Genomic DNA, 12,272 nt, shown 5'->3' with positions numbered 1-12,272 from the left:
TTATCAAGGCAACTCAAAATCATCGGTGAAAGGATTGGTAAATCGTACTCCCTCAACGATCGCACCTGAGTTAAAATCCTCACTATAAACTTCTAAAATTTGGTTTAGTCTAGCAGTAGCCCAGATTTGAGCATCCCAATATCCGAAATTATGAGTTTCCACACCCCGAATCGCTTCCAAACTAATTAGCTGTGTCACATTAACGACATGACAAGCTGCCAAGTAATTCCGCATCCGCGCCAGCGCCTCAGCAGGAGTCAAAAGGGGACGTTTGGCGCGAGTAGTTGCCATGAAAAATTCCCCAATAACCTGGGTACTAATTACAGCGCGATTAGTCCGAATTAATCTATCAACAACCTCAATTGCCCGATCTTGTTTTGTCCGATCTAAAGAGTCATATATATAGACGAGAATGTTAGTATCCAGCAAAATTTTACCGTTCATACAGGTCTTCCCGTCGCCAGTCTGGTCCTCCAACTAGAGAAGGTCGGTTTTTGATGCTGTTAATAAACTCTTTCTCCGTTTCCCAAGCAGCAAGATTCGTTTGAGGAACAGCGATCGAACCAATATGCAGATCGATCGCTTGGCGAATGATTTCCGCTTCACTAATGTTTGCTTGTTGGGCGATCGCTTTTAGCAGGTTTTCTTGACGCGGTTCTATGTAGATTTGCTTGCGAATTTTGGCAGACATGATTTTGCCAGCTAGCTATATACATTATATTATACATCATCATAGAGGAAAAGATAAAAAAGTGCGATCGCCTCTTTACTTCCTTCCCTTTTTTGGTGTATCATTGAAATAATGGAAATATGACAAAATTTAACTATTAAACGATAGTTCTTCCTCATCAAAATTACTATATCATAAAAAAATAAAGCCTGTCAATAGGCTTATCTATATATTTTGGCAAATCGACAATAGGCTAATTTTAACTTTGCTCTGATTGTCTATCCGCTACATCCAGTAGATCATCTTCTGCTAATTTGACCTCCTTACTCTCGCTGCCAAATTTTGATTGTTTTGTCATCGCTACCACTAGCGAGAATATATCCATCTGGGCTAAAAGCGATGGAATAAACTGCCTCTGAATGCTCGTTTAACGTACAAATTTTTTCTCTACTATTAAGATTCCACAGATAGATCGTTCCGTAACCCCTATCGTCTTCATCACTTTCAAAATCAAGACCGCCACTTGCCAAAACTTGACCGTCTGGACTGAAAGCTAAAGATGGATCGGAATTTGAAGCTTTTGTAAGGGTATAAATTTCCTCTCCCGTGTAGATTTTCCATAACTTGATAGTCCGCCGCGAAACATGGCTACTGGCAAAAGTTTGGCCATCTGGACTGATAGCGATCGAATGAACCTCATCCATTTCTTTCCAATCCTTTGACCAGATTTGTTCCCCACTGGTTAAATTCCATGCTACAGCGCTTAGAGATACAGCATCATCCCACGTACTACTGATAAGAATTCGTCCATCTAAGCTAAAGACAAGAGAAGAAAAGTAATACACTTTTTGTGGACAAGCCCACTTGAGAGTATGGATTCCCTCGCCAGTGCTGAGGTTCCAAAGCTTGATAGTCGTGTCCTCACTCGCACTCGCCAAAGTCTTCCCATCTGGGCTGATAGCGACCAAATTAACGTATTCTAAATGTCCGGTGAGAGTGTAAATTTCTTTCCCAGTGCTAAGATTCCAGACTTTGATAGTTGCGTCTGTGCTACCACTAGCTAAAGTCTGTCCATCTGGACTGATGGTAATCGAATTAACCGACTTCAAATGTCCTTTCAGAGTATGAAATTCCTTGCCTGTGTTAGGATTCCATAACTTGATAGTTGTGTCGCTACTACTGCTGGCTAAAATTTGTCCATTCGGGCTAAAGGCGACAGAAACAACTGGGCCAGAATGACCTTCCAGAGTCCTAACACATCGCCAATTATTAGGTAATGACATATCTACAACTCTAAGAAGGGGTCTACCTGAGCGCACATTCTCCCACACTTACATAATACTACCATCAGAGAAAAATTTCAAGAGCGATCGCCAACAATCTTTGTACGTTGTTACGATGTCCCATTAAAAGAGCGCTGAAGCGCAACTACGTACCTTTGCGATATCGACAATTCTGTTCAGGGGTCTACCTGAGCGCACATTCTCCCACTCTTACATAATACTACCAAAAGAGAAAAATAGCAAGAGCGATCGCAAAAAATCTTGTCTTTGTACGTAGTTGCGCTGTAGCGCTCTTTGGGCGCTACAGCGCAACTACGTACCTAATTACTCAGCGTGCTGACGATACCAATCGATCGTATTCTTCAACCCTTGCTTAAACTCCATCTGCGCCGTAAAGCCAAACTTCTCCTTCGCCCGTTCCGTATCCAAACAACGACGCGGTTGACCATTTGGCTGATCCGTTTCCCAAACAATTTCCCCCTCAAATCCCATCAACTCGCAAATCAGTTCCACCAAATCGCGAATCGTAATCTCATAATTAGTTCCCAGATTCACAGCGTCAGCTTCATCGTAAAACTGAGTCGCCATCACAATTCCCCGCGCCGCATCATCTACATAGAGAAATTCGCGACTGGGACTGCCATCACCCCAAACAGGTAACTGTTTATCTCCCCGTACTTGTGCTTCGTGAACTTTGCGAATTAACGCCGGAATTACGTGAGAACTGCGGGGATCGAAATTATCATCTGGGCCGTACAAATTCACCGGCAACAAGTAAACGCCATTGAAACCGTACTGCTGCCGATAAGATTGCAGTTGCACCAATAAAGCTTTTTTGGCAACACCGTAAGGCGCATTAGTTTCTTCTGGATAACCATTCCAAAGATCATCCTCTTTAAACGGAACTGGCGTAAATTTGGGATAAGCGCAGATAGTACCCACGCAGACAAATTTTTCTACACCTGCTTGGTATGCAGCGTGAATTAATTGCACGCCCATCATCAAATTATCGTAGAACAATTCCCCCGGTTTTTCCCGATTTAAACCAATCCCGCCAACGTGCGCCGCCAAGTGAACTATGACATCTTGATTTTGGACAACTTTTTGACAAGCTTCCATCGATCGCAAATCGTACTCGCGCGATCGCACCACCGTAATCTTCTGCTCATCAGCCCCAGCTTCACACAATTCTCGCACCACTTGGCGGCCCAAGAAACCAGCCCCGCCAGTGACCAAAATTCGTTTATCTTTCAAATCTAAACCTGTCATATCTCGATCCTCATCTGTCGGGGCTTTATTCCATCAATCCATAAGGCTGCCTATTTCTTGACGAATAGTAGCAATATCTGGCGCAAATTTCGCTCCCTTACCATCAGGTAAAGTCAGTCCCAATCTCTGCAAATCTGCTTCTACCATCAAACCAACTAACTCTGGAAATGTCACAGAAGGTTCCCAACCCAACTTTTGTTTTGCCTTAGAGGGATCGCCAATCAGCAACTCAACCTCAGCTGGGCGCAAATATCGCTCATCAAACTCCACATAGTCGTGCCAATCTAAATTGACATAACCAAAAGCCAAATCCAAAAATTCCCGAATCGAGTAAGTTTCACCCGTCGCAATTACATAATCATCCGGCTGCTCTTGCTGTAGCATCAGCCACATCGCCCGAACATAATCCTTAGCATAACCCCAGTCCCGCTTAGAATCCAGATTGCCCAGATACGTCTTTTTCTGCTTCCCGGCAACAATACGTGCGATCGCCCGCGTAATCTTCCGCGTCACAAACGTCTCACCTCTACGGGGACTTTCGTGGTTAAACAGTATCCCATTACACGCAAACAGCCCGTAAGACTCCCGATAATTCACCGTCTGCCAGTGCGCGTAAAGCTTAGCGCAAGCATAAGGACTCCTGGGATAAAACGGCGTCGTCTCCTTCTGCGGCACCTCCTGCACCTTGCCAAACATCTCAGAAGAACCCGCCTGATAGAACCGCACCTCAATTCCCGTGCGCTGCTGATAATCCCGAATCGCCTCCAACAGACGCAGCGTCCCCATCGCCACCGTATCAACCGTGTACTCTGGCGAGTCAAAACTAACACGAACGTGGGATTGAGCCCCCAAGTTATAAATTTCTACTGGTTTGACTTCCTCCAGAATCCGGCGCAGCGTCGTTCCATCGGTTAAATCGCCGTAGTGCAGAAACAACCGCGCTGTCGGATTGTGCCGATCTACATACATATGATCGATCCGGTCTGTATTGAATGTAGAAGTCCGCCGGATAATCCCATGAACCTCATAGCCTTGTTCGAGCAACAACTCACTCAAGTAAGATCCGTCTTGACCCGTAATGCCAGTGAGTAATGCTCGCTTCCTTTGTGTCATTTTCCCAATTCCCCACCAATCTTTGAACTAAAACACATCTCTTGCAGGCGCTGCCTTCCCCACCACTGACTTGCAGTTTAAACAAAGTCGGCTAATGTCAGAACTGGCGCAATTCACCTGCATCCGTTGTAACTCCTGCTTTCTTCGCTTCCGACTGGAGGCGAAGGAGTAGCAGGGTTTCAACCCTTTCCCACGTTAACCCATAGTCTCAGGGCAAGTATCAAGAAACAATGTAGTTTTTGCAAAGAATCATCAGAATTTGCATCATTGTCAAAGCCTTTTAACAGAGTCTGGACTTACGTAGCCAGTTCAAGGAGCTTCAATAGTTATGAGTTTTGAGTTAGGAATTAGAAAAATTATTTTTTCTTAATAGCCTCAAAACTCATAATTTTGATGAATTTCTTACTTAGCAAATCTCGAAATAAGTACGTAAGCCATAATGTATTTAATGGCTATATTTTGCTCTTAGTAAGCACCGTTATTTGTGGGAAAAATAACAACGCCAATGGTTTTGAAAATCACCCACAAATCTAGCCATAAATTCCTGAAATTGACATAGTAGACATCAATCTGGACTCGGCGTTCATAAGGGATATCATTACGTCCAGAAACTTGCCACAGCCCTGTAATACCGGGCTTAATGGTCAAGATTTTATCAATATGGCGACCGTACATGAATAGCTCCTCTACAACTAAAGGTCGGGGGCCAACAACGCTCATATCCCCCTTTAAAACGTTCCAAAATTGGGGAAATTCATCCAGGCTGGTTACCCGCAAAAATTTTCCTATACAGGTAACGCGGGGATCATTTTTGAGTTTGAAATTACCCTCGAATTCTGACCGCAACTCAGGCGAGGTTTCCATCATGTCCCGGAGGATTTCATCCGCATTGGTAACCATTGTTCTGAATTTAATACAGCCAAAAGGCTTGTAATTTTTACCAATGCGTTTCTGCCTATAAAAAATCGGGCCTGGGGAACCGATCGCAATCAATGAGGCTAACAGCAGGTACACCGGGGAAAACAGGATCAAAACCAATAAGGAAAACACAATATCGAACAGCCGCTTGGCAAAGTCCCCTTTTACATCCTCAAGAGACAGACCTGTGTCTCTGCTTGTAAGCACTCTGGGCTGCAAACCACGCTTCCTAAACCCCCGAAATAGTTTGCCGGAGATCAACGGGCTTTCGGCAGTCATTTTACTCCTTACACTACTTCACACCACACACAGTCCACATCATAAAGCCTTAAGACACATTAAGCGGAAGTCAAAAGTGCAAAAGACAAAAGAAATAGGGGCTGGGGGGACAAGGAAGTCAAAAGTCAAAATAAACAGGGGACAAGGGGAGTGTCAAAAGGATCTAGTTTCTCTAGCGCAATTTGAATCTGCTCGAGCAGCGTGAGACAAAAGCCAGGTAGCGCTTTTCAAAGATTATTGGCCCAAACTTAACCGCCTGCTTGAGCGCCATCTCAGGATTAAAATTACCCGACTGCGCCTCAAAAGTCTTGACAGCTTCCACCAAAGCTAGTTCCGATTGTGCCGAAAAAAATAATCCAGTACCAGTATCGGCGTATTCCCGAATATCCCGCACCGTTTCCCTCGCACCCCCAGCACCGTAAGCAATCACTGGCGTCCCGCAAGCTTGAGCTTCCACCAGCGCAATCCCAAAATCCTCACAAGCCGCATACACAAACGCTTTTGCCTGGGCCATGTATTTTTCCACCACCGCATCTGGCTGGGGCCCCAGCACCTGCACGTTGGGGCCGGCCATCTCGCGGAGTTTTTTCAACTCTGGGCCAGTCCCAATCACGACAAGAGGGCGTCCCAGCTCGTTAAAAGCCTTGACAATTAAAGAAACTTTCTTGTAACTCACCAACCGAGAAACGGTCAGGTAAAAATCTTCTTTCTTCTCTTGAAAGGTAAATCGCTCAATATTGACTGGCGGGTAAATTACTTCCGCACGGCGGCGGTAACAGCGCCAAATCCGCGTCGCCGTGTGTTTGGAGTTGGCAATGAAATAATCCACCCGATTGGCAGATAGGACATCCCACTGGCGCAGGCGATGCAGCAAATATCGCGTCAGGATGCCCTGGATGCCTCTCCCCATCGTACTACTGGCAAGATAATCAAAAGTCAAGTCCCAGGCGAAACGCATAGGCGCATGACAGTAGCAGATGTGCAGCTGCTGCGGCGTCGTAATGACGCCTTTGGCGACAGTGTGGGAGGAAGAAAGAATTACATCATACCCCCGTAAATCCAATTGTTCGATCGCGATCGGCAAAAAAGGCAGATATTTCTGCACCCCGTTACGCGCAAAAGGAAAATCTTGCAAAAAGGTCGTGCCAATAGAGCGCTCATATAAATAGCTCTCTGGATTGGTCGATTCAAAGTCAATCAAGGCGTAAAGCTCGGCATCTATATGCCTCAAGATTTCCCTCACAACCAGTTCTGAACCCCCGGTGGCTTTGGGCGTTAACCACTCGTGGACGATCGCATATTTCAACACCACAGCAAACTTTCGCGAAACAATTTTAGATTTTCAGCAGACCGAAAGCGAACTATCATCGCCTTAAATTATATTATCCTTGATAAAATCTTTGGTTGTACTGTTTTGTGATCTTATATAAAGGTATGTTTTTGGCTCTTTTATTTTTTCCGTATTACACATTTTTTCCGCTCGCATCCACAAGTCTGTATCCTCAAAAATATCCATTTTATTAAAGCCATTTAATTCAAAAAAAATCTCTCTTTTACCAAAAAAAGTAGCCCCCAAAACACACTCACTTAGGTTAATAAGCTGATTTGGTTGGTAATAATCCGGAACCCACATTTCTCCTTCTATTTCCACCCCACCTTCAATCAGGTCAATTTCTGGATGGGATTTCATATAGTCAAGACGCGACTGCAAATGATCTGGCTTATATTTATCATCGCTGTCAATGAAGGTAATATAAGTGCCAAATGATGCTTGTATCCCAGCATTTCTGGCATATGCAGCTTTCCGGTTTGTATGCTTCATGTAGCGAATATTATCAAATTCATGAATAAAAGGAGCGATAATTTTAAAGGAATTGTCTTGACTACCATCATCGACAATAATCAGTTCCCAATCTCGAAACGTTTGATTGAGAACACTGTTGATACAATCGCTTAAATATTCAGCGCGATTAAAGGTTGGCAGGATAATCGATATTTCAGGAATTACAGAAAAGTTTAGACGCCGCATTCTAGCTCTACTTTATTTTTTTGCGAATCTTTTTTGCTCCAGGTTTAATATAACCTGAATTCGTGCCAACCCCAAACAAAAATTTTAATCAATTAAACGCTGGAAGTAAAATTTATTGAAACAGATATTTAAAAAAATATGGAAAAAGGCTTAGGTATCAGTACCCAGCCTTTGTAGAGGTAAATCTTTGTCTCGACTATACCTCTATGCCGATCGCAGATGTTAGCTCGATCGACTAATCCACTTTTGCACACCCGTGGTTTGCCAGAAAATTTGGCTGACAAAGAATGCACCCAGTAGCAGTTTGGAGGAAACTTCCAGCTTCAGCCCGATCGTCAAACCGGCAAATCGTTGGAACTATCTCAACAATCCCACCGCTTGTAAAAACCATTGTTAATATTCAAGCGACTGAGTTTCTAGAGAAATCTAGAAATTGATGCAACAATCCCACCCCCTAATGGGGGTCGGGACAATATTAAGGATTTGTTGTTTGAGCAGCTAACATCTGCTTTAGTTTTTCTAACTCCTGCGCCCAACGGGGATCGGGTTGCACTGCGTCTGTGCTAACCGATGTGTTCCCGCCGCTACTGTTGCTGGCACCACGGTTCCTCTTTTTGTTGTTACGACGACCTCCCTTATCGCCGCTGGGAGCAGGACTGCTGCTGGGTGCCCTGTTGGCGGCGATCACTGGCTGTGGTGGAGGTGCATCCTCCTCACCTTGACCTTTAGAACGAGGCAATGCCTTTTCAATTTTTAAGGCGCTGTCTTTGAAAACATAGCCGTTGAACTTTTCAATGAATTGATCGGCTTGCTCATCATTCGGCACAGTCACAAAACCGAAACCACGGCATTTGCCAGTTTTACGGTCTTTAATCACCTTAGTGGAAATGGAATCGCCAGCTTCAGCAAAAACCGTTTGTAGCTCTTGGCGATCGATTTCTTCTTTGGGCAGATTGCCTACATACAGACGAATGGACATGGAAGATCCTCCAGACTTTGAGTTAAAAAAACTTTATTGCCCAGCGCTCCCTGCGTGTTAGCTGAGGAGAAACTGGATTGACGAACGCTTAAACAGCCATAGAGACGTGCCCTCTGACCAATTGCCACCAAACAGCCGATCGCATGAAAAAACGCTCATTTATACTCAGTACCCAAGATTTTACACCTAACTTTCAGGCATAAGGCTCTACTTTAAGCCAGTTAAAGTCAAGTGTTCTGTTCTTATCTTGCTTGCATGAAAAATTGACGCCATTCTTTAAGGTATCACGGCTTTTAGCATAGAACCAGTTCTCTGGATAGATTTCAGCCTCAGCTTCATATCTGTCACAGGTGGAGTACTGCTCCGGCAGGACTTGAGTTTTTACCATAGGCATTCCTACAGATTGTACGACAGGGCTAGAGATCTTTACCCACTAGCAAACAAAAACCAGCCTTTGGCTTTGGCTGGTTGAGCTTGCTGTGTTGGGAGAAGGAAATCCTGGTAGTCACCGATTCTACGGACAAATATCTCTGCACCCCAATCTGTATGTTTTTACACCTATAAAGCATAACTAGAACCACTTTCACCCCAATGCTACAAAAGCTTTTGGGATTACTTTTCCACAGACAGGCTACTTCAGAAATTTGCCTCTTGCCCGATCTAGCAACAAGGAATTCCTGTAAAGAAATGTAACACGATCGGTAAATATTCTGCAACTTTTCTTTACATTTAGTTAGTGGTCAGTGGTCAGTTGTCAGTTGTCAGTTGTCAGTGGTCAGTTGTCAGTTGTCAGTTGTCAGTTGTCAGTTGTCAGTGGTCAGTGGTCAGTTGTCAGTTGTCAGTTGTCAGTGGTCAGTTGTCAGTTGTCAGTGGTCAGTTGTCAAGAAAATTTCTCTCCCACTCCCCCACTCCCCCACTCCCCCACTCCCCCACTCTCCCACTCCCCCACTCCCCCACTCTCCCACTCCCCCACTCTCCCACTCCCCCACTCTCCCACTCCCCCACTTTTCGTTTTAAGCGAGCTTGGTATTAAAACTCAAAAACTCTTACCCCCCACCTTTGTAGATAATGTAAGCTCCCCAGACAGCAGCCGCCAGTCCTAAAATCGTAGACCAGATCGGGTGAAAGCTCTGACTCGTTCTGCCAGTTTGGGTTTGTAGGGTGTCAATATCAATCCAGGGAGTGGCTCCCCGGCGAAACCAGCCCGTTGCGGTTAGAGGTCGATTCACCAAATCGCTAGGACGGGTTGAGTGCGGCAAAAGATTCCCAATTGGGCCAAACCTTGAGAAGTGGTGTAATTTGACCAAACCAGTTGGGGTTTGTAGAATTAGGTCTTGGCACAGCCAGTTACCGATACCGGGACGCCCCAAGAGTTTTCCTTGCAGACGAACAGGCTGACTATCCACGGGTAAGGCAGCGGGGTTAGCAAGCAAGTCTGGTAAAAGCGCTTCACCTGGCAAGTTAAAAGGTTTGATATCTGGAAAAAAAGAATTAATCCGCAAAAAGATGCCCATACTTATGCCGATGAGCAGGGAACCGTATAAAAGCGATCGATCTCCCCACATCCAATCAAGCGGTCGGAATCTGACCAGATTGCTAATCGCGCCAATCGACCACAATATACCTGCAAGGGCTAAACCCAGAAAAACGCCCAAATAAGGCGAACCTTGTAAGAAAAATTTTGATTTTTGAGCGGTTAGGGAAGACTGGGAACTAAAGTTAAGTTCAGTTTCTACATTCCAGTAGCTCGCGTAGCGGGCTAATATTTGCAAACGCTTTCCCATTGGGGGATGAGAATTATTAATGGCTAACCACCGCGTCGAGGGGTTGAGGTAATCCCAGGCCAAAATCGGTTCTAGAGGAATAAGAGGATATAGACTGCCTAAAGTAATCGCCTGCCGATACCCCACTGGTGTCAAAAGTTCAAAACCTTCAAGCAGATAACTTGTCTGTCCCTGTCGCTCCACATCATTAGCAATGCCGATCGCAATTTTCAGGAGTGCGCGGGTGAGTCCGTTGGGATTGCCAGTGATTTCGCAGGAGATGCGATCGCTATAGTAAATCCTCGCTCTTGACAACCACAAAATCGGCCAGCGAAATAGCCAGTAAATACCGTAACCCAAAGCCGCAAATGCCCCGGCAACAAAGCGCAGGAATGCGTTTTGCGACTGTTCTCCCAACGCTGATACTCGCCAATAGAAAATGTATGGAACCTGGAAAACCAGAACGCCCAGGGACATCAGTACAAAATCCCAATGAACGATATGCCCCAATTGAGCGGCATAAATGCTAGCGATTTCGTCATCCGCCAATCGATCTAATAATCCCTGACTCACTGCAATTCTGGCAGTACGTCGCAGATTCCCATAAGTCAGCGCCAGGGGTGCAGAATCCGGTAACACGAATAAGGTGGGAGCGGGCAGGCGTTGCTCGCGGGTAAAACGTTGCAGCACTCTAGCTGCTTCGGGACTGCGTGAGGTCAGCGTTTCTAATGATAATGACTTGAGGCCATAATAAGACCTCAGCAGTCCATCCATTAACCAGGGAGATGCTGCAACCAGCGCTAGAGTCGCGATTACTGTTGCAACGGGAACAAACCGCATTGGGCTGCTATAGTAATCGTCGCTGACGTAGATAAACCGCAATTTAATTAAAAGATTGTGAGCGGTTTTGATGGCGAAGTTGATGATAGCACCAAGCGCCCAAAACACAGAGATCAATAGCGCGATCGCAGTTAATGCCTGCACCCCCCAAAGCTGCGACACATCAAAGTGGAAACCTGTCTTTGCTGGCAAGCGTTGCCATTTCTTAGCCCGCCCAGCTTGTTTCCATTCAGCTTGATAGGGTGCTAGGGTTTCTTTTTTCTCCTCTACTGGCAAAGCATTTGGATCTGAATTAGGCGACAATTTCTCAGCTTGTTTGTCCGAATGCTTCGCCTCTGTAGGGACTCTTGATTGAGGACTCTTTGAGTGCTGAGTGCTGAGTGCTGAGTGCTGAGTGCTGAGTGGGGAGTGGGGAGTGCTGAGTGCTGAGTGAGAATTTTCCCCCGCTCCCCCGCTCCCCCGCTCCCCCGCTCCCCCAGCAGGGGATGGATTTAGAGGCACCTTTGACCTAATAGAGGGCGTCAGCGCTGTCGGGTCTAGGGGAACAAAACCAGTGTCAGAAGAATTTTCCCCTGCTCCCCTGCTCCCCTGCTCCCCTGCTCCCCTGCTTTCTTCTGGGTAGCGGTCTGCCAAACTAGCCAGAGTGCGAAGGGCCCATTCTTTAACTTGGGGACTCGAATTTTTACTCAGAGTTTTACACAGGGCTAGAGAAGAAGGAACATCGCCAATGCGTTCGTAAGCGATCGCTAACCCCATCTGAGCCCTAAAAATTGATTTTTGATTCAGATCGATCTCGCAGACGCTTTCTAGGTGCGCGATCGCATCTTCGTAATTTCCCTGCTTCAGGGCGGCTAAACCAGCCTCCAGAGCGGGGTTTTCTTTGCCAGAAGTTTCCGCACCTTTTTCAGGCGGATCGGGAGAAAAAGCCATACTCGTTCAAAGCACCACAATCTCTTCCACCATAGCCTAATACCAAATTCGCTTCGATTACGATCGTTATTCTTCGAGGGAGTGGGGGAGTGGGGGAGTGGGGGAGTAATAGAAGGAAAAACATTGAGGCCCCAAAAGGGGTTTTCCACCCGGATTTGGTATAAGTAGCATCTGTCTCGATCGGCAAACAGATTGTCTA

At 45.7% G+C, this 12,272-nt stretch carries 12 protein-coding genes; 1 reads left to right on the top strand and 11 read right to left on the bottom strand.

Features of this window, described 5'->3' with window-relative positions; all coding sequences use genetic code 11:
* Positions 1 to 3: 3 nt before the first annotated feature.
* The 10 genes from LAY57_RS12010 to LAY57_RS11965 form a co-directional block, all read right to left on the bottom strand.
* Positions 4 to 444: a PIN domain-containing protein gene (locus LAY57_RS12010; RefSeq protein WP_249066804.1), complete on the bottom strand. Its 441-nt coding sequence runs from the start codon at positions 442 to 444 to the stop codon at positions 4 to 6.
* Complete coding sequence (locus LAY57_RS12005) at positions 434 to 691, bottom strand: hypothetical protein (RefSeq protein ID WP_249066803.1); 258 nt, start codon at positions 689 to 691, stop codon at positions 434 to 436. The genes LAY57_RS12010 and LAY57_RS12005 overlap by 11 nt, the downstream gene beginning before the upstream one ends.
* A gap of 302 nt (positions 692 to 993) precedes the next feature.
* A complete protein-coding gene (locus LAY57_RS12000) occupies positions 994 to 1,953 on the bottom strand; it encodes a WD40 repeat domain-containing protein (protein WP_249066801.1) in 960 nt (319 codons plus the stop codon).
* 324 nt (positions 1,954 to 2,277) lie between these two features.
* Positions 2,278 to 3,222: a GDP-L-fucose synthase family protein gene (locus LAY57_RS11995; protein WP_249066798.1), complete on the bottom strand. Its 945-nt coding sequence runs from the start codon at positions 3,220 to 3,222 to the stop codon at positions 2,278 to 2,280.
* A 33-nt stretch (positions 3,223 to 3,255) separates the two neighbouring features.
* A complete protein-coding gene (gmd, locus tag LAY57_RS11990; RefSeq protein WP_249066797.1) occupies positions 3,256 to 4,335 on the bottom strand; it encodes a GDP-mannose 4,6-dehydratase in 1,080 nt (359 codons plus the stop codon).
* Positions 4,336 to 4,800: 465 nt separating this feature from the next.
* Positions 4,801 to 5,532 (bottom strand): undecaprenyl-phosphate galactose phosphotransferase family protein, encoded by a 732-nt coding sequence (locus LAY57_RS11985; RefSeq protein WP_249066795.1) that lies wholly within the window; start codon positions 5,530 to 5,532, stop codon positions 4,801 to 4,803.
* 172 nt (positions 5,533 to 5,704) lie between these two features.
* Positions 5,705 to 6,844 carry a glycosyltransferase gene (locus LAY57_RS11980; RefSeq protein WP_249066793.1) on the bottom strand — a complete coding sequence of 380 codons (1,140 nt, stop codon included), beginning with the start codon at positions 6,842 to 6,844 and terminating at the stop codon, positions 5,705 to 5,707.
* 60 nt (positions 6,845 to 6,904) lie between these two features.
* Positions 6,905 to 7,561, bottom strand: coding sequence for a glycosyltransferase family 2 protein (locus tag LAY57_RS11975; RefSeq protein ID WP_249066791.1), 657 nt, complete (start codon positions 7,559 to 7,561; stop codon positions 6,905 to 6,907).
* A gap of 475 nt (positions 7,562 to 8,036) precedes the next feature.
* Complete coding sequence (locus tag LAY57_RS11970) at positions 8,037 to 8,540, bottom strand: RNA recognition motif domain-containing protein (RefSeq protein ID WP_249066789.1); 504 nt, start codon at positions 8,538 to 8,540, stop codon at positions 8,037 to 8,039.
* 193 nt (positions 8,541 to 8,733) lie between these two features.
* Complete coding sequence (locus tag LAY57_RS11965; protein ID WP_249066787.1) at positions 8,734 to 8,928, bottom strand: hypothetical protein; 195 nt, start codon at positions 8,926 to 8,928, stop codon at positions 8,734 to 8,736.
* 348 nt (positions 8,929 to 9,276) lie between these two features.
* Between LAY57_RS11965 and LAY57_RS11960 the strand changes: the two genes are divergently transcribed.
* Complete coding sequence (locus LAY57_RS11960) at positions 9,277 to 9,573, top strand: hypothetical protein (protein ID WP_249066785.1); 297 nt, start codon at positions 9,277 to 9,279, stop codon at positions 9,571 to 9,573.
* Positions 9,574 to 9,586: 13 nt separating this feature from the next.
* Here the strand turns inward: LAY57_RS11960 and LAY57_RS11955 are convergent, their stop codons facing one another.
* A complete protein-coding gene (locus LAY57_RS11955; protein ID WP_249066784.1) occupies positions 9,587 to 12,073 on the bottom strand; it encodes a zinc metalloprotease HtpX in 2,487 nt (828 codons plus the stop codon).
* Positions 12,074 to 12,272: the final 199 nt, after the last annotated feature.

The sequence above is a fragment of the Argonema antarcticum A004/B2 genome (assembly GCF_023333585.1).
GTDB lineage: Bacteria > Cyanobacteriota > Cyanobacteriia > Cyanobacteriales > Aerosakkonemataceae > Argonema > Argonema antarcticum.
The sequence above is the reverse complement of the archived record's forward strand: the minus strand, read 5'-3'. Positions and strand labels throughout refer to the sequence as shown.

Coding starts and splice junctions, on each gene's coding strand:
- LAY57_RS12010 (WP_249066804.1), bottom strand. CDS start 444: ATGAACGGTAAAATTTTGCTGGATACTAACATTCTCGTCTATATATAT.
- LAY57_RS12005 (WP_249066803.1), bottom strand. CDS start 691: ATGTCTGCCAAAATTCGCAAGCAAATCTACATAGAACCGCGTCAAGAA.
- LAY57_RS12000 (WP_249066801.1), bottom strand. CDS start 1,953: ATGTCATTACCTAATAATTGGCGATGTGTTAGGACTCTGGAAGGTCAT.
- LAY57_RS11995 (WP_249066798.1), bottom strand. CDS start 3,222: ATGACAGGTTTAGATTTGAAAGATAAACGAATTTTGGTCACTGGCGGG.
- gmd (WP_249066797.1), bottom strand. CDS start 4,335: ATGACACAAAGGAAGCGAGCATTACTCACTGGCATTACGGGTCAAGAC.
- LAY57_RS11985 (WP_249066795.1), bottom strand. CDS start 5,532: ATGACTGCCGAAAGCCCGTTGATCTCCGGCAAACTATTTCGGGGGTTT.
- LAY57_RS11975 (WP_249066791.1), bottom strand. CDS start 7,561: ATGCGGCGTCTAAACTTTTCTGTAATTCCTGAAATATCGATTATCCTG.
- LAY57_RS11970 (WP_249066789.1), bottom strand. CDS start 8,540: ATGTCCATTCGTCTGTATGTAGGCAATCTGCCCAAAGAAGAAATCGAT.
- LAY57_RS11965 (WP_249066787.1), bottom strand. CDS start 8,928: ATGGTAAAAACTCAAGTCCTGCCGGAGCAGTACTCCACCTGTGACAGA.
- LAY57_RS11955 (WP_249066784.1), bottom strand. CDS start 12,073: ATGGCTTTTTCTCCCGATCCGCCTGAAAAAGGTGCGGAAACTTCTGGC.